This is a genomic window from Pseudolabrys taiwanensis (assembly GCF_003367395.1).
In the GTDB taxonomy this organism is placed as follows: domain Bacteria; phylum Pseudomonadota; class Alphaproteobacteria; order Rhizobiales; family Xanthobacteraceae; genus Pseudolabrys; species Pseudolabrys taiwanensis.
Window position 1 is genome coordinate 36021 of sequence record NZ_CP031417.1, and the last position, 16441, is coordinate 52461.

Here is a 16441-nt window from a genome sequence, read left to right on the forward strand (position 1 = left end):
TTATTCGCTCGCTACTTCAGGCGGGCATAGCATCCGGACGGAGTCATGGCTACCGCCGCAACCTCGCCCGACACATGTCCCGTTCTGGCCTACGTGGTGACCCAGGATTGGTATTTCCTTTCGCATCGACTGCCGATGGCGCGTGCGGCGCGGGAGGCCGGTTTCGACGTGCATGTGATCACCCATGTGAACAAGGGTGGGGCGGCGATCGAAGCCGAGGGCTTCCGCTTGCATCCGGTTGTGTGGCGGCGTGGCAGTCTGCACCCGCTCGGTTTCCTCTCGAACATCTGTGCGGTGCGTCGGGTCTTTCGCCGGATAAAACCGTCGCTCGTGCACAATGTGGCGCTGCAGCCGACGGTCGTCGGCTCGCTGGCGGCCCTCGGCCTGCCGCCGCGCCGGCTAAATGCGCTTGCTGGCCTTGGCTTTACCTTTACCTCGACCACTCTCAAGGCGCGGCTGGTCCGCCCCGTGCTGGAAGCGTTGTTGCGTTTCGTCCTGAGGGACCGTCGCGCTGCGGTGCTGGTGCAGAACCCGGATGACCGGGCCGCCATTGGCAGCCTCGGCGTGCCCGCCGATCGGATTTTCACCATTCCGGGTTCTGGCGTCGAAACGGATCGGCTCGTGCCCCTGCCCGAGCCCCCAGGAGCCATAACGATGGCCTTTGTGGGCCGTCTCCTTGACGACAAGGGTATCCGGCCGCTGGTGGCTGCTCAGGCGCTGCTGGGGGGTCGCGGAACGCCTGTATGCCTGCTGATCGCCGGCGACCCGGACCCGGCAAATCCGGCTTCTATACCCGCTGACGAGATTGCCGGTTGGGCCAGGCAGCCGGGCATTGAGGTGCTGGGACACGTCGGCGACATCCGCGACGTCTGGAGCCGCGCCCACATCGCCGTGCTGCCGTCCCGCCGCGAGGGGCTGCCCAAGAGCTTGCTAGAGGCGGCGGCCTGCGGACGCCCGATTGTAGCGACCGACGTGCCCGGCTGCCGCGAGGTGGCGCGGCCCGGTATCAACGCGCTGCTGGTTCCGCCAGACAGTCCGGCGGCCCTGGCCGACGCCATCGAACGGCTGGCGCGGGACGCCGCTCTGCGGCATAGCTACGGCGCGGCCGGCCGGCATTTGGTGGAGACGGAGTTCTCCGCCGAGAAGATCGGGCGCGACGTTGTATCCTTGTACGACCGCTTGCTCACGTACTCCTGAACCATTCCCCATTCGTCATGAACGACAAGGCGCTCAGCCGCCAAGATCTGTTGTTTGTGCTCGGCTGCGCGGCGATCTATGCGATCGCCGTGCTCGTCGTGCCGTCTTATACGCCGCTCATCGACGCGGACAGCGGGGCCTACACCGACTTCAGCGCGTTCCGTCCGGCTTACTATCCGGCGTTCCTCGCCCTGTGCCGGGCGCTCGGACTTGGGCTCGTCGCCACCACCTGGGTGCAACTCGGCCTGTTCTGCGTCGCGCTGTGTTATCTCCTGGTAGCGTTGCTGCGCAGCCGCGTGCCCAAGATCTGGCTCGCGCTGTTGGTCGCGATGATGGCGGGCAACATCCTGTTCTCGTCGTTCCATCGTTCGATCCTCAGCGAGTCCCTCTACTTCTCGCTCAGCATCGTCGCTGTCGCGCTCTGGATCGATTATTTCAGGACCGCGCGGCCGGCCTATATCGTCGGCGCCGGACTATCGCTCGGCCTCATGCTCGGTATCCGCCTTGCCGGACTCGGCCTCCTGCCGCTGCACCTGCTGGCGGTCTGGGTCAAGCGGCCGAAGGGCGTGCCGTTCTGGATGGCGCTGTTGCTCGCGCTGCTGCCGCCGCTTGCCGGTATTGCGGGCGAGCGCATGCTCTATTACGCGGTGCACGGCTCGGGATCGATATCGCAAGCGCAGTATCTGCTGTTCGCCAAGGCGGCGATGCTGATCCGGCCCGAAATGACCTTTACCGGTCCGCACGCCGCCGCCCTCGACGACATCGGCCGCCAATTGGCGCAGGTTTACGGCCCGGTCCAGGCCGCGGCCGCGCAGGCGCCGTCGCTGCCGGTACGGGTGCAATTGAGCGCGATCTATGAGGGCCTGGCGCAGTACAGCGTGCTTGGCACGGAGATCGACCAGGCCGCGGCGCGCGCCGGCATTTCGCCGGCAATCTTGCGCACCGAATTGGCCAAACAGGTGATCGCGCAGAACCCGGGCGGATATCTCACGCTGACGCTGCTCAACGAAATCGGGCAGTGGTCGGTGGCGGCGCAGAACTTCCCTAGCATCGCGCGCGCGCTCAACGCTTACGCCGATACCGATCCCGCGGTTTCAGTCGGCGGGCGCATTCCGGCGACGCTACTGCATCCCAAGCCGTCGCTGACCGGCGTGATCGTCTATCCGGCCTTCCTCGCCGCCGGCGCCGTGACGCTCGTGCTGGCGCTCGGGTTTTTCGTCTTCCTGGCGCGGCCCGCGCTCGCCGACAACGCCGCCGGGTTCTATCTTCTCATCGCCACGTATCTCAGCGCGATGTGCCACGGCTACACCTTGTTCATCAGCCTTGTGAACGAGTGGACGCCGCGCTTCTTGATGGCGATATTTCCGCATCTTGAGATCATCGGCATCTGTCTGGTCCTGAGTTTCCTACATTGGCGGGGTTACATGCGGTGGACCGCGCCGGCGAGGCTGGCTTCATGACGTCATTCGAACGGTCGGCGCGTAAGGATCAGTTCCGGGCGACCTACGACCGCCTGGCCCCCCAGCGCCGGGCGCAGCGGGCCCGCGCCCCGTTCTTCCACGAGGAGGACCTGCGTTATCTCCGCTTCCTCATTCCCGAGGGGCTGCGTGTGCTCGAGCTCGGCTGCGGCACGGGTGATGTGCTGGCGGCGCTCAAGCCGGCCTATGGCGTCGGCGTCGACTTCAGCCCAGCCATGGTCGCGGAGGCCAGGCGGCTGCATCCCGCTCTCGACTTTCGGGTCGGCGACATGGAGGACCGCGACTTCGTCGCGTCGCTGCCCGGTCCCTTCGATGTCATCCTGATCGTCGATACGCTCGGGTCGCTCGACGACGTTCAGGCGGCGCTCGAAAGTCTCCACCCTTTGTGTACGCGCGAGACGCGCGTCGTCGTCGTCTATTATTCGCATCTGTGGCAGCCGCTGCTGAAGTTCGCCGAATGGATCGGCTGGCGCGCCAAGCAGCCGGCGCAGAACATCATGTCGCCCGGCGACATCCACAGCCTCGCGGGGCTCGCGGATTTCGAAGTCATCAAGTCGGAATCGAAACTGCTGTCGCCGCTGCGGCTGCTCGGCATTGGCCGCTTCGTCAACCGTTTCATCTCGATGCTGCCGGGCATCCGCCATCTGAGCTTCCGGCATTATTCGGTGTGCCGTGCCTTCCGCGAGCGGCCGGACGACATACGCTCGGCGACCGTGGTCGTGCCGGTGCGCAACGAGCGCGGCAACATCGAGCCGGCGGTCCAGCGCACGCCGCGTTTTTGTGACGATCTCGAGATCATCTTCGTCGAGGGCAACAGCAGCGACGGAAGCTGGGAAGAGGTGCAGCGCGTCGCCGCCGCCTATCCGCATCTCGACATCAAGACGATGCGTCAGCCCGGCAAAGGCAAAGCCGACGCGGTGTTTACGGCCTTCGATGCCGCGCGCGGCGACGTGCTGATGATCCTGGATGGCGACCTCACCATGCCGCCGGAACAGCTTCCGAAGTTCTGGGACGCGATCAAGAGCGGGAAGGGTGAGTTCATCAACGGTTCGCGGCTCGTTTATCCGATGGAGGACGAGGCGATGCAGTTCTTGAACCTCATAGCCAACAAGTCGTTCTCGATCGCCTTCACCTGGCTGCTCGGCCAGCGTTTCACCGACACCTTGTGCGGCACCAAGGTGCTGCGGCGTGTCGACTACGAGCGCATCAAGCGGGGAAAGGCCTATTTCGGCGACTTCGATCCGTTCGGCGATTTCGACCTGATCTTCGGTGCCGCCAAGCTCAACCTGCGTTGCGTCGACGTGCCGATCCGCTACGCTGCGCGAACTTACGGCTCGACTCAGATTTCGCGTTTCAGCCACGGCCTGATGCTGATCCGCATGGTGATCTTCGCGTTCTTCCGCATCAAGGCGCTCTAACCCGTAGCAATTCATGCTGTGGAAGCGACTCTCCACCGGCAATCTCGCAGCACCGCTGTTTTGTGTAGCGGCGGTGGCGGCCAATCAGGCGGTGTTCCGGCTGGGGTCGCTGCCGTTTGCGGCCGCGCTTCTCCTGATCGCCGTCGTCGCCAGTGTCGCGGTCATGGCTCCGGACGTCGCACCATCCGGGCCGGAGCGGGACCGGTTTCGCTGGTTTAACCTGCTGCTCGGCATTGTCATTCTCGCGCCGTTGCTGACGACCTTCGTGCTCGGCTTCGATCGTGATTTCCCGTTCAGCGGCGACCACTACTTCCATGTCGGGCAGGCCTATCGCATTGCGTTCTGGTGGCTCTCGCCGCCGGCAAGTCCCGTCGTGCGCGTGCCGACGCTCGATGACGTGTCCCAGCTGCTTCGGCACCCTGCGGGGTTGGCGACGTCGCGCGCGGCTTTGGCCGTCATCGTCGTTCTCGCAACGATCGCACTCTACCGGTGGCACCGCGTGGCCGCCTTGGCTTTCGCCGCAGTGGCAATCGTGGTTTGGGGGCTCACCGAGCACACGATCTTTGTGCGTTACCCGGGCGCGGGCTATCTGGCGACGATGCCCTTCCTTGGCCCGGCCGTGCTCTTGCGCAATGTCGAGTTGGCGGGCCGTCTCACCAATGTGCTCGCGCCGGTGCTGTGGCTGTTTGCACTGCGCCCCTGGCTCGTTGGCCGCTGGCCGGATCTGCGCGTGCTTGCCTTTGCCGTGCTGCTGTTCTGGCAACAGGACGTCATCTATTTCTTCGACTCCGTTTACATGGAGCCGTGGGCCGTCATCTTCTGCGTCCTCGCGATCGAACTTCTCATTGTGCGCGGTGCGCCAGGCGCACCCATTGCCTGCTTGCTTGTCGGCGCGGCGGCGACCGTGAAGGAGCCGGCGATCTTCGCGCTGCCGCTGGTTTTTCTGGCCGGCGCGCCGTGGCGCAATGCGTGGCGTGACGTGTGGACGCTGGCGGGTTGCGCGCTCGCCGCCGGCGCGCCGTTCGTTCTTTATTTCGCGGCACGCAACAGCGTCGCCGCCGATGGCATCGAGGCCTCACGGGAATTTCAGGCGGGATTGCCGCCGGGGCCGCTCTCGCCATACGCAGCGGAGTTCGCCCATCGCGTGATGGCATCGCTGCTGCCGGCCGGCGCCGTGCTGTTCGGGGCATCGCTGCTTCTCCTGCTGGCGATGATCGTGTGTTGGCGATCGCGGCGGATGGTGCTCGTCTGTCTGCTGACCACCGGCCTGCTGCTCGTCGCTTTCTTCTTTGTCGATCGCGGCTCGCTCGCTTGGCTCGGCTCGTTCAGGTTCCTGTTGCCGGCGCTGCCATTCCTCGCCGCGGGTACGCTCGCGTTCGGCGAGATGACGGCGCCACGCTGGGCTGGTGTCGTCGCCGTCGTGGTGTTGCTGCTGCAGATTCCGAGCGTGACGGCGGCGATGATGCGCGCCATAGGTCCGATCACCGGATTGAATTTCATCGAACACTACGACGCTGCGATCTTCTTCCCGATGAAATCGCTGCTCGCCGAGGCGCGTGCCAAGGGGCTCTTGATGCCGGGCGACGTGGTGCGCGCCAATGCTCCCGACACATCGCTGCGCGTCATACCTGGGCTCCCGGTGACCTACACGGCGCCGGGCGAACTGGTGTGCGAGTGCACGCCCGAGCATCCGGCGACGATGGCGCTCTTCGTCCGCCATGCCAACCTGACGCTGCCGTTCCTGCGGCCCGGCCCGCCTGCCGGGCTCTATGCGCCGCCGCCGGACCGAGAGCCGCTCTGGCGGGCGGCGACCGCCGCCCGGCCCGCCTGTCTGGCGCAGCTCAAGGCCACCTGTCCCCATGTGCTCCAGCGCGTCGAAGGTGGCGAGCTTGTGGCGGCGTTAGGTCTTGGCCGTTAACGACTTTCGGCATTTCCCACGCCCGGATTTGAGCATTGCAGCGGTATCCATTCCCCGGCTAAACAGGCCGCGGCCCCGGAGGGCGGGAGGTTTCATTGGCGGCGCACCAACGCAAGATTGCGGTGATCGGACTTGGCTATGTCGGATTGCCGGTCGCCGTCGCGTTTGCCCGCTCCGGCGTGCCGGTCATCGGTTTCGACATTGACCGGAAGCGCGTTGAGGAACTCCGCGCCGGTCACGATCGCACGCGCGAGGTTGAAGCTGTTGATCTCGCTCAGCCGAGCTTACGCTATGTCTCCGAGCCGGCGGTTTTAAAGGAAGCCGACTTCTTCATCGTCACGGTGCCGACACCGATCGACGAAGCCAACCGTCCGGATCTCCGCGCCATGCTGGCCGCGTCGGCGACCGTCGGGGCCGTGCTCAAGCGCGGCGACATCGTCGTCTACGAGTCGACGGTCTATCCCGGCGCCGTGGAGGAAGATTGCGTCCCGGTGTTGGAACAAAAATCGGGTCTGAAGGCGGGGACCAATTTCACCGTCGGTTATTCACCCGAGCGCATCAATCCCGGCGATAAGACGCATCGCTTCGAAACCATCACCAAGGTCGTGTCGGGACAGGATGCCAGCACGCTCGGTATTGTCGCGGACGTTTATGGTTCGGTTGTCACCGCCGGCGTCTATCGTGCGCCGTCGATCAAAGTGGCGGAAGCCGCCAAAGTGATCGAGAACGCACAACGCGATCTCAACATCGCCTTCATGAACGAGCTCTCGGCAATCTTCCACCAGCTCGGCATCGACACCGGCGACGTGCTCGCCGCCGCGGCGACCAAGTGGAACTTCCTGAATTATCGGCCGGGGCTCGTCGGCGGCCACTGCATCGGCGTCGACCCGTATTACCTGACCTATCGCGCCGAGAAGGCGGGCTATCATCCTGCCATCATTCTTGCCGGGCGCCGCATCAATGACGGCGTAGGCCAATGGATTGCGCATGAGACGGTGCGTAGTCTCACGCTGCGCAACTGCACCAACGCGGTTGTCACCGTTCTGGGCATGACGTTCAAGGAGGACGTGCCGGACATCCGCAACTCCAAGGTCATCGACATCGTGCGCGAGCTGGAGCGCTTCGGCATTCGCGCGCAAGTGCATGATCCGTTGGCGCTGCCGGAGGAGACCGAGCACGAATATGGCGTGACTCTGACGCCGATGGAGGCGCTGAAGCCCGCGGATGCCGTTGTGCTCGCCGTCGCGCACCAAGATTACGTGACTCAAGGTTGGGGGATAATCACACGTTTGCTCAAGGGGGGTAGAGGAACCGTCATCGACGTAAAATCGCGGCTCGACCGCGCCTTTCAACCCGAAGGGATCGACCTGTGGCGAATGTAGACCCTATTCTTGTTACCGGCGCGGCCGGCTTTATCGGCTTTCACGTGGCCAAGCGTCTGGTCGAGCAGGGCAGGCCGGTGGTCGGCCTCGATATCGTCAATGACTATTACGACCCGGCTTTGAAGCACGCGCGCCTCGCCGAACTCGCCAAGCTCAAGGGCTTCGAGTTCGTCAAGCTCGACCTCGCCGATCGCGCCGGTGTCGCGGCGCTGTTCGCCAAGCACAAGTTTCCTTACGTCGTCCATCTCGCGGCGCAGGCCGGCGTGCGCTATTCGCTGATCGATCCTTTCGCCTATATCGATTCCAATCTTACCGGCTTCACCACCATCCTCGAAGGCTGCCGCCATAACGGCTGCCGCCATCTCGTTTACGCATCCTCGTCGTCGGTTTACGGCAGCAACACCAAGATGCCGTTCTCGGTGCACGACAATGTCGACCATCCGCTCAGCCTGTACGGCGCCTCCAAGAAGGCGAACGAGCTGATGGCGCACTCCTATTCGCATCTTTTCAAATTGCCGACCACGGGCCTGCGCTTCTTCACCGTGTATGGCCCTTGGGGCCGTCCCGACATGGCGATGTGGATATTCGCCAAGGCCATTCTCGCGGGCGAGCCGATCAAGCTATTCAACAACGGCAACATGCAGCGCGACTTCACCTATGTCGACGACATCGTGGAGTCGATCGTGCGCCTCGTTGATCATATCCCGGCCGGTAATCCGAACTGGTCGGGCGACAACCCTGATCCCGGCACCGGCGCCGCGCCATGGCGTGTCTACAATATCGGCAACAACAGCCCGGTTGAACTCCTCGAAGTCGTTCGCCTGTTGGAAGAGGCGATCGGCGTCAAGGCGAAGCGCGAGCTGCTGCCGATGCAGCCCGGCGACGTGCCGGCGACCTATGCCGATGTCGATGACCTGATGCGTGAAGTCGACTTCAAGCCGGCCACCTCCATTGCCGATGGCATTGACCGCTTCGTGCGGTGGTACCGTTCCTATCACAGCTCGAATTCGGTCGGCCGCGCCGCCGTTGGATTGGATAGATGACCGACAAGATTGCCTTGATCACGGGGATCACCGGCCAGGACGGTGCCTATCTCGCGGAATTGCTGCTGAAGAAGGGGTATGTGGTGCACGGCGTGAAGCGCCGTTCGTCGTCGCTCAACACCCAGCGTGTCGACCACCTTTACGTCGATCCGCACGAGCATGCGACGCGCTTCTTCATGCACTACGGCGACATGACGGATGCCACCAATCTGATCCGTCTGATGCAGGAGACGCAGCCGACCGAGATTTATAACCTCGCGGCGCAGAGTCATGTGCAGGTGTCGTTCGAGACACCGGAGTACACGGCGAATTCGGACGCGCTTGGCACGCTGCGGCTCTTGGAGGCCATACGGATCCTGCGCATGGAGCGTAAGGTCCGCTTCTATCAAGCCTCGACCTCGGAGTTATACGGCAACGCGCCGGCGCCGCAGAACGAGCGGACACCGTTTCAGCCACGCAGTCCTTATGCCGCGGCCAAGCTCTATGCCTATTGGATCACGGTGAATTACCGCGAAGCCTACGGCATGCATGCCTCTAACGGCATCCTGTTCAACCACGAGAGTCCGATCCGTGGCGAGACCTTCGTCACCCGCAAGATTTCACGCGCGGTAGCGGCGATCGAGGTTGGGCAGCAGGAGACGCTTTTCATCGGCAACATCAATGCTCGGCGCGACTGGGGCCACGCCCGGGACTACGTCGAGGGGATGTGGACCATCCTGCAACAGGACAAACCGGATGATTATGTGCTCGCGACCGGCGAGACGCATACGGTCCGCGAGTTCATCGAGCGTGCGTTTGCGGTGGTTGGCCGCGCCATCCGGTGGTGGGGCGAGGGCGTCGATGAGGTCGGTTTTGACGTGAAGACCGGCAAGGAATTGATCAAAATCGACCCGGGTTATTTCCGCCCGACCGAGGTCGATGTGCTGCTTGGCGATCCGAGTAAGGCGCGGAATGTGCTCGGATGGAGCCACAAAGTGGCCTTTGGGGATCTCGTCACCGAAATGGTGATGGAAGACTTGGCCGCCGCGCGGGCAGGCAAACCTTAGGAACGTCAACGGTTAGGCGGGGGGATGTCTCCGTCCCGAAAGCCCCGAATGTCGAAAACGATGACGTGTCGCAGAGAGTCTGTTTGTTGATCAGCGGAATCCGATCATGGAGGTAACCGTTCTTCACGCTGCGGGATCAAGTTTACTCCCTCCATGCGCTGGATTGGTGCATTGAGCGGGCGATGTTCGCCTTGCGGTTTGATCATCGCCACAAACATTAGATCGAACACATAGCACATATGGTGTTTGTCGGACGGATAAGGAGCCCAGCGACCCAGAGATGGCGCCAGTCCCTTCAGGGCTGATTTGGTCTCGGCCGAGCGAATGTTGCTGTAGAATTGCAATACGACCTTTGTCATGAAGGCTTGGGTGTTATCGAGATCGGATAATTGAATAGGCAAACGGTCGAATGAAAGCGTTCCATTCTCGGCAAGGGCTAATGTTCTCTCTCTAACAAACATGTTGTCGACATAGCTGAAATCCACGAGCTCGTAGTTATTGGCGCGGGCGAATTCGATGAAAAGATTTGGATTGGGTGTGTAGAAGCCGTGGTTGGGGAAAGCAAAAGCCGGCACGCAATGAAGTGCGAGCCCTCCTGGTACGAGGAGTTTGTGCATGGTGTCGAAGACTTGCGCGATATTATAGACATGCTCGGCAGTGCCGAAATCGGTCACGACGTCGAAGCGCGGTAGTTCTTCGATCGGGCTGTTCAAGTCGAAACGGTAGTCGGCTCGATCATCGGTCAGATCAGCCGACTTGTATTCCTTGGGACCGAACAATCGATAGTATTCGGGCTGGCAGTCCTTTCGCGGATTCTGCTCGTCGCAAATGGCTGCAATATCTGAAGTTGGGTCAATGGCTAGATTGCGCCTGATCGAGTTTTCAAGGAATTTTCGGCCGGTCTGGATGTCTTGCGGACCCAAATCTAGGATGGACGTCCTGCCATCGAACGCCCCTTTACGAAGAACTCGAAACAACCATTCAGTATGAACGCATCCGATCGCCATAGCTTCTCTCATTCCATTTAATCGAAAACGCGCTGTTGCCTTTAGCGGGCTTTTTTTATTCGAGTTTGCCTGCTGGAGCCAGTCTTACTTCTCATTCTGGCATCTTATGCGAGCCGGCGCCGGTCAGGGGTGCGCTTCATCCTCGTCGTAGGAAGTGCGGAATATTTTGTTGCTCAGTCGGTCGGGTGGCTTTCTCCAGCCTGCACTTGCACATTTTGTACTTGGCGGAACGGCTCATTAAGTTGAAGCACCATTCGTGAATCGGATGGGCGACGGGCGGCATTCGAGATCGCAACCGATCCATGCCGGTGACGGGCCGGGCCGCCGCCGATGTGCGTGATACTCTAAGGCTGACGGTTCGACGTCCTCAAGAAACTGCCGGCGATCGGCACGCAGACGGCCGCCCAGCTTTCTCTCGCCGCGGTGAAGACTTTCCGCGAGGACGCCGTCGCCGCCGGCCTGCGACTCGCTGTCCCGGCGTCGCGCGCGGCCGAATAGCGGCCTGGTTCAGGGTTACCAAGCCTGTAACGCTCTGAATCAAAACGTGTTCGGATCGTTTTCGGGCGGCCGTCGCCAGCCGGCCCCCCTGCATGCTAGGTCAGAGCCGGGTGCCCGGAGGCGGGCCAGGGGAAGACCGTTAAGCCATGACGCAGACTGCCAGTGCGAACGCCGAACGTCCGTTGCGCGTGGGTGTCGTCGGTGTGGGCGTCATGGGTTCGAACCACGCGCGCGTCTTCGCGGGGCTCCCCGGTACCGTTCTGATCGGCGTCGCTGATCCCGACGTAAAGCAGGCCGAATTCGTCGCCCGCACGCTTGGCTGTGCCGCTGTGCCGGACATCGCGGCGCTGCTCGATCTCGGCGTCGATGCTGTCACCGTCGCCGCGCCGACGCATCTGCATCGCGACGTGGCGCTCGCCTGTATTGCCCGCGGCGTCCATGTGATGGTGGAGAAGCCGATCGCGTCCACCGTCGAGGAAGGTTACGAAATCATCGAGGCAGCGCGCGCCGCCGGTGTCACGCTGATGGTCGGCCACGTCGAACGCTTCAATCCGGCGGTCGAGGCCATCAAGGAAGCGATCCGCGGCGAAGACATTCTCTCCATCGCCATCACCCGCGTCGGTCCGTTCCCGCCGCGTATGTCGAATGTCGGCGTGGTGATCGATCTCGCCGTGCACGACATCGATCTCATCCGCTGGTTCACCGACAGCGACATTATCGAGGTGCAGCCGCAGCTTTCGAGCGCCGTCGCCGAGCGCGAGGACATCGCGCTGCTGCAATTCCGCACCGCCTCGGGCGTGCTCGCGCACATCAACACCAACTGGCTGACGCCGTTCAAGGCGCGCCAGGTGACGGTTGCGACGCGCGGCAAATACGTGATGGGCGATCTGCTCACCCGCCAGGTCACCGAGTGCTTCGGCTTCCAGCCGGACGGCAGCTATTCGATGCGCCATCTTTCGGTCGGCCATGCCGAACCGCTGCGCTCCGAACTGCTCGCCTTCCTGCGCGCGGTGCGCGGCGGTGCCGAGCCCGCCGTCACCGGCGAGCAGGGCGTCGCCAGCCTTGAGATCGCCACCCGCTGCCTCACCACGCGTCCCGTACCGTTCACGCCGTCGCGTCCCGCGCCGCGCGTGGTCGCCGGTTGATCCCATACCTTTTTGCCCCATCGGACTTAGACATGAACGTGAGAACCCAGCCTCCCGCCATCTCCTTTATCGACGTGGGCGCGCAGCGCCGGCGGCTGGGCAAGGCGATCGACGACGCGGTCGCGCGCGTGCTCAACCATTGCCAGTTTGCGATGGGCCCGGAAGTGCGCGCCTTTGAGGCGGATCTCGCGGCCTTCTGTGGTGCCAAACAGGTCGTGTCCTGCGCCAGCGGCACCGACGCACTGGTGCTGCCGCTCCGCGCGCTGGGCATCGGACCCGGCGACGCGGTGATCTGTCCGTCCTTCACCTTTTGTGCGACCGCCGAGGTCGCGGTGCTGGTCGGTGCCACGCCGATCTTCGTCGACGTCGACGAGACGACCTTCAACATCAAGCCGGGTGACATCGCGGCGGCGGTCGAGACGGCGAAGTCGCTCGGCCTCAAGCCGAAGGCGGTGATCCCGGTCGACCTGTTCGGCCTGCCGGCCGATCACGACGCCATCCGCGCCGCGGCCGATGCCGCCGGGCTGTTCATCATCGACGATGCCGCCCAGAGCTTCGGTGCGAGCTACAAAGGCCACCGGCTGGGCACCGGGCCGCACGTGACGTCGACCAGCTTCTTCCCGGCCAAGCCCTTGGGTTGCTACGGCGACGGCGGCGCCGTGATGACAGACGATGCCGAACTCGCCGACATCATGCGCAGCATCCGCATCCACGGCCACGGCAGCGACAAATACGACAATGTCCGCATCGGCCTCGCCTCGCGCCTCGATACCATCCAGGCGGCGGTGCTGATCGAGAAGCTCAAGATATTCCAGGACGAGATCGAGACCCGCAACAAGGTCGCCGCCCGTTACGCCGAAGGCCTCGCCGACGTCTGCGCCGTGCCGACCGTGCCGGAAGGTTATACCTCTGTGTGGGCGCAGTACACGATCCGCGTGCCCGGCGGCCGCCGCGATGCCTTTGCCGAGGCGTTGAAGGCCGAAGGCGTGCCGACGGCGATCTATTACCCCATCCCGCTGCACCGGCAGCAGGCTTACAAGCATTTCCCGGTGGGCAAGGCCGGCGTGGCCGTCAGCGACCGCATCGCCGGCGAGGTCATCGCCCTGCCGATGCACGCCTATCTCGAGCCCGAGGTCCAGGACCGGGTTATCGACGTGGCACGCCGCGCCCTCAAAAAGTGAGTTTTTCGAGACGGATTTTGCCGTCCGGCCCGCATCTTTGAAATATCTTCGACTGCCCCGGGGGGCTGGAATACACTAGGTATTCGGGCTCAATCATTCCGAGGCCGTTCTGATGAATTGGCGTCACCAACATATCCGGTTGCGCCGGCTCGAGGCCGAGGCCATCGGCATCCTGCGCGAGGCCGTGGCCGAGTTCAAAAACCCGGTCATGATGTACTCGATCGGCAAGGACTCGAGCGCGATGCTGCATCTCGCGCTGAAGGCCTTCGCCCCGGCCAAGCTTCCATTCCCGCTGCTGCACATCGACACGACCTGGAAATTCCGCGAGATGATCGCCTTCCGTGACGATACGGTGGCGCGGCATGGACTCGACCTCTTGGTGCACACCAATCCCGAGGGGCTCGCGCGCGGCGTCTCGCCGATCGCCTCCGGCTCGGCCGTGCACACGCAGGTCATGAAGACGGAAGCACTGCGTCAAGCGCTCGACAGATGGCAGTTCGATGTCGCCTTCGGCGGCGCGCGCCGCGACGAGGAAAAGAGCCGCGCCAAAGAGCGCATTTTCTCCTTCCGCTCGGCCAATCACGGCTGGGATCCGCGCGGTCAGCGCCCCGAACTGTGGCATCTGTTCAACACGCGCATCAAGCCGGGCGAGTCGATGCGCGTCTTTCCGCTGTCGAATTGGACCGAGCTCGACGTGTGGGAATACGTACGCCTCGAGAATATCCCGGTGGTGCCGCTGTATTTTGCGAAGCCCCGGCCGGTGGTCGAGCGTGACGGCGCGCTTATCATGGTCGACGACAATCGTCTGCCGTTGTTGCCGGACGAAGTGCCGCGCACGGTGAGCGTGCGCTTCCGCACGCTCGGCTGCTATCCGCTGACCGGGGCGATCCGGTCGACCGCCGACACGCTCGATGCCGTCATTGACGAGATGCGCGCATCGACGACCTCGGAACGCCAGGGTCGGCTCATCGATCACGACGAGAGCGGCTCGATGGAGAAGAAGAAGCGCGAGGGCTACTTCTGATGCTCGAAGTCGCAACGCGAGCGCAGCCCATCGCCGCCGACGATGCCGCCACACGGCCGGCGCTGCGGTTTCTGACATGTGGTTCGGTCGACGACGGCAAATCCACACTGATCGGGCGGCTGCTCTACGAGCAGAATCTCATTTTCGACGACCATCTCGCCGCGCTCGAACGCGACTCCAAAAAGCATGGCACCAACGGCGCCGACGTCGACTTTGCGCTGTTGCTCGACGGGCTCGAGACCGAACGCGAGCAGGGCATCACCATTGATGTTGCGTACCGGTACTTTTCGACGCCGCGGCGCTCCTTTGTCGTCGCCGATACGCCCGGCCACGAGCAGTACACGCGCAACATGGCGACCGGCGCCTCCAATGCCGACCTCGCGGTGCTGCTGGTCGATGCCCGCAAGGGGCTTCTCGCCCAGACGCGGCGGCACGCGATCATCGCCAGCCTGCTCGGCATCCGCTATGTCGTGCTGGCGGTGAACAAGATCGACCTCGTCGGCTACGATGAGGCCGTCTTCGCCGGGATCGCCTCGGGCTTCGCCGATTTCGCGGCGCAACTCGGCTTCAAGGATATCCGCGCCATCCCGATGTCTGCGCGCGACGGCGACAACGTGTCGACATTGAGCGCTCAAACGCCCTGGTACGAGGGCCCCCACTTGCTCGATCACCTCGAGACGATCGACGTCGAGGACGATCGCGCGGAGAAGCCGTTCCGCATGCCGGTGCAGTGGGTCAACCGGCCGAACCTCGATTTCCGCGGCTTCGCCGGCACCATCGCGGGCGGCAGCCTGAATGTGGGCGACGAAATCGCGGTGCTGCCGTCCGGCCAGACCAGCCAGGTCCGCGCCATCCTCTCCGCCGGAGTCGACGTCGACGCCGCGGAGGCGGGCGACGCGGTCACCGTGACGCTTGCCGATGAGATCGACATTGCGCGCGGCGACATGCTCGCCGGCTTGCGGGACCGGCCACAGGTCGCCGACCAATTCGCCGCGCACCTTGTCTGGATGGCGCGCGAGCCGCTGCAGCCCGGGCGCAGCTATTTGATGAAGCTCAATCACGCGACCTTGGCGGCGACGGTGACCGAGCTCAAGCACAAGGTCGACGTCGACACGCTGAACAAGCTCGCGGCGAAGACGCTCAGCTTTAACGAGGTCGCGGTCTGCAATCTGTCGATCGCGCGGCCGGTCGCCTTCGATCCGTACGCTGCCAACCGCGACACCGGCGCCTTCATTCTCATCGACCGTTACACGAACGAAACCGTCGCGGCCGGCACCATCGATTTCGCACTGCGCCGGGCGACGAACGTTCACGTCCAGAACATCACCGTCAGCAAGGCCGCGCGTTCGCAGCTCATGCAGCACAAACCGGCGGTGCTCTGGTTCACCGGCCTGTCGGGGGCTGGCAAATCGACGGTCGCCAATCTGGTCGAGGCGGCCCTTCACGAACGCGGCATTCACACGCTGATGCTTGACGGCGACAATGTGCGTCACGGGCTGAACAAGGATCTCGGCTTTACCGAAACCGACCGCGTCGAGAACATCCGCCGCATCGGCGAGGTCGCCAAGCTGATGACGGATGCCGGCCTGATTGTCTTGTGCTCGTTCATCTCGCCGTTCCGGGCGGAACGGCAGATGGTGCGCGAACTGCTGCCCGAGGGCGAATTCATCGAGGTCTTCGTCGATACGCCGCTGGATCAGTGCATCGCGCGCGATCCGAAAGGGCTTTACCGGCGGGCTCAGGCCGGCGAGATCAAGAATTTCACCGGCATCGACCAGCCCTATGAAGCGCCGGAGAAGCCCGAGTTGCATTTGAACGCGGGCGACGAGTCGCCGGAAGCGCTGGCCGCGCGGGTTGTCGACGATCTCGTGCGCCGGAACTTGTTCTAAGTCGGCTTGCTCTCCAGAGAACGAATGTGGAGTGCGCGGGTATTTGTTATCGCTATGCCGCCCCGAAATTCGCGTACCAAAGCCTGTCTTGTCGACCGGCATCGTCCGAAGCGCAGCTCGCTGTCCGGTAAGAACCAAGTAATATCACACCGCTCCGGCACCGTCGCGTGGTTCTATAATTCGGTACCCTCCAGCCGCGGGCCCGCATTCGGCCG

The 16441-nt window shown here is 63.5% G+C and carries 12 protein-coding genes; 11 read left to right on the forward strand and 1 reads right to left on the reverse strand.

Translation table 11 applies throughout. From position 1 onward, the window contains the following. The first annotated feature begins 45 nt into the window (after positions 1-45). From DW352_RS00160 to gmd, 7 genes are all read left to right on the forward strand, one after another. Positions 46-1197 carry a glycosyltransferase family 4 protein gene (locus DW352_RS00160; protein WP_115687398.1) on the forward strand — a complete coding sequence of 384 codons (1152 nt, stop codon included), beginning with the start codon at positions 46-48 and terminating at the stop codon, positions 1195-1197. Between the two features lie 17 nt (positions 1198-1214). After that, complete coding sequence (locus tag DW352_RS00165) at positions 1215-2657, forward strand: hypothetical protein (RefSeq protein WP_115687400.1); 1443 nt, start codon at positions 1215-1217, stop codon at positions 2655-2657. Then, positions 2654-4093, forward strand: a complete 1440-nt coding sequence (locus DW352_RS00170) for a glycosyltransferase (protein WP_115694160.1) — start codon at positions 2654-2656, stop codon at positions 4091-4093. The genes DW352_RS00165 and DW352_RS00170 overlap by 4 nt, the downstream gene beginning before the upstream one ends. Positions 4094-4106: 13 nt before the next feature. Beyond that, complete coding sequence (locus DW352_RS00175) at positions 4107-6011, forward strand: hypothetical protein (protein WP_115687402.1); 1905 nt, start codon at positions 4107-4109, stop codon at positions 6009-6011. Positions 6012-6106: 95 nt separating this feature from the next. Continuing rightward, the gene (locus DW352_RS00180) at positions 6107-7393 is read left to right on the forward strand and encodes a nucleotide sugar dehydrogenase (protein WP_245434263.1); all 1287 of its coding nucleotides are present in this window, start codon (positions 6107-6109) and stop codon (positions 7391-7393) included. After that, entirely contained in the window at positions 7381-8436 is a 1056-nt protein-coding gene (locus DW352_RS00185) for an NAD-dependent epimerase (RefSeq protein ID WP_115687404.1), read from the forward strand. The genes DW352_RS00180 and DW352_RS00185 overlap by 13 nt, the downstream gene beginning before the upstream one ends. Next, positions 8433-9482 carry a GDP-mannose 4,6-dehydratase gene (gene gmd / locus DW352_RS00190; RefSeq protein WP_115687406.1) on the forward strand — a complete coding sequence of 350 codons (1050 nt, stop codon included), beginning with the start codon at positions 8433-8435 and terminating at the stop codon, positions 9480-9482. Before DW352_RS00185 ends, gmd begins: the two co-directional genes overlap by 4 nt. 104 nt (positions 9483-9586) lie before the next feature. On the opposite strand, the gene DW352_RS00195 is transcribed toward gmd, so the two are convergent. Then, entirely contained in the window at positions 9587-10501 is a 915-nt protein-coding gene (locus DW352_RS00195; protein WP_162826674.1) for a class I SAM-dependent methyltransferase, read from the reverse strand. Between the two features lie 632 nt (positions 10502-11133). Here DW352_RS00195 and DW352_RS00205 point away from each other — a divergent pair. The 4 genes from DW352_RS00205 to cysN all read left to right on the forward strand — a co-directional run bounded on the left by DW352_RS00205 (position 11134) and on the right by cysN (position 16226). Beyond that, a complete protein-coding gene (locus DW352_RS00205; protein ID WP_115687410.1) occupies positions 11134-12132 on the forward strand; it encodes a Gfo/Idh/MocA family protein in 999 nt (332 codons plus the stop codon). A gap of 32 nt (positions 12133-12164) precedes the next feature. Beyond that, the gene (locus tag DW352_RS00210) at positions 12165-13313 is read left to right on the forward strand and encodes a DegT/DnrJ/EryC1/StrS family aminotransferase (protein ID WP_115687412.1); all 1149 of its coding nucleotides are present in this window, start codon (positions 12165-12167) and stop codon (positions 13311-13313) included. Between the two features lie 112 nt (positions 13314-13425). Further along, positions 13426-14337, forward strand: a complete 912-nt coding sequence (cysD, locus tag DW352_RS00215) for a sulfate adenylyltransferase subunit CysD (protein WP_115687414.1) — start codon at positions 13426-13428, stop codon at positions 14335-14337. Continuing rightward, positions 14337-16226, forward strand: coding sequence for a sulfate adenylyltransferase subunit CysN (gene cysN, locus DW352_RS00220; protein WP_115687416.1), 1890 nt, complete (start codon positions 14337-14339; stop codon positions 16224-16226). Before cysD ends, cysN begins: the two co-directional genes overlap by 1 nt. Positions 16227-16441: the final 215 nt, after the last annotated feature.

Excerpts from the sequence above, each read along its gene's own strand:
- DW352_RS00160 (WP_115687398.1), top strand. The coding sequence starts at position 46 with ATGGCTACCGCCGCAACCTCGCCCGACACATGTCCCGTTCTGGCCTAC.
- DW352_RS00165 (WP_115687400.1), top strand. The coding sequence starts at position 1,215 with ATGAACGACAAGGCGCTCAGCCGCCAAGATCTGTTGTTTGTGCTCGGC.
- DW352_RS00170 (WP_115694160.1), top strand. The coding sequence starts at position 2,654 with ATGACGTCATTCGAACGGTCGGCGCGTAAGGATCAGTTCCGGGCGACC.
- DW352_RS00175 (WP_115687402.1), top strand. The coding sequence starts at position 4,107 with ATGCTGTGGAAGCGACTCTCCACCGGCAATCTCGCAGCACCGCTGTTT.
- gmd (WP_115687406.1), top strand. The coding sequence starts at position 8,433 with ATGACCGACAAGATTGCCTTGATCACGGGGATCACCGGCCAGGACGGT.
- DW352_RS00195 (WP_162826674.1), bottom strand. The coding sequence starts at position 10,501 with ATGAGAGAAGCTATGGCGATCGGATGCGTTCATACTGAATGGTTGTTT.
- DW352_RS00205 (WP_115687410.1), top strand. The coding sequence starts at position 11,134 with ATGACGCAGACTGCCAGTGCGAACGCCGAACGTCCGTTGCGCGTGGGT.
- DW352_RS00210 (WP_115687412.1), top strand. The coding sequence starts at position 12,165 with ATGAACGTGAGAACCCAGCCTCCCGCCATCTCCTTTATCGACGTGGGC.
- cysD (WP_115687414.1), top strand. The coding sequence starts at position 13,426 with ATGAATTGGCGTCACCAACATATCCGGTTGCGCCGGCTCGAGGCCGAG.
- cysN (WP_115687416.1), top strand. The coding sequence starts at position 14,337 with ATGCTCGAAGTCGCAACGCGAGCGCAGCCCATCGCCGCCGACGATGCC.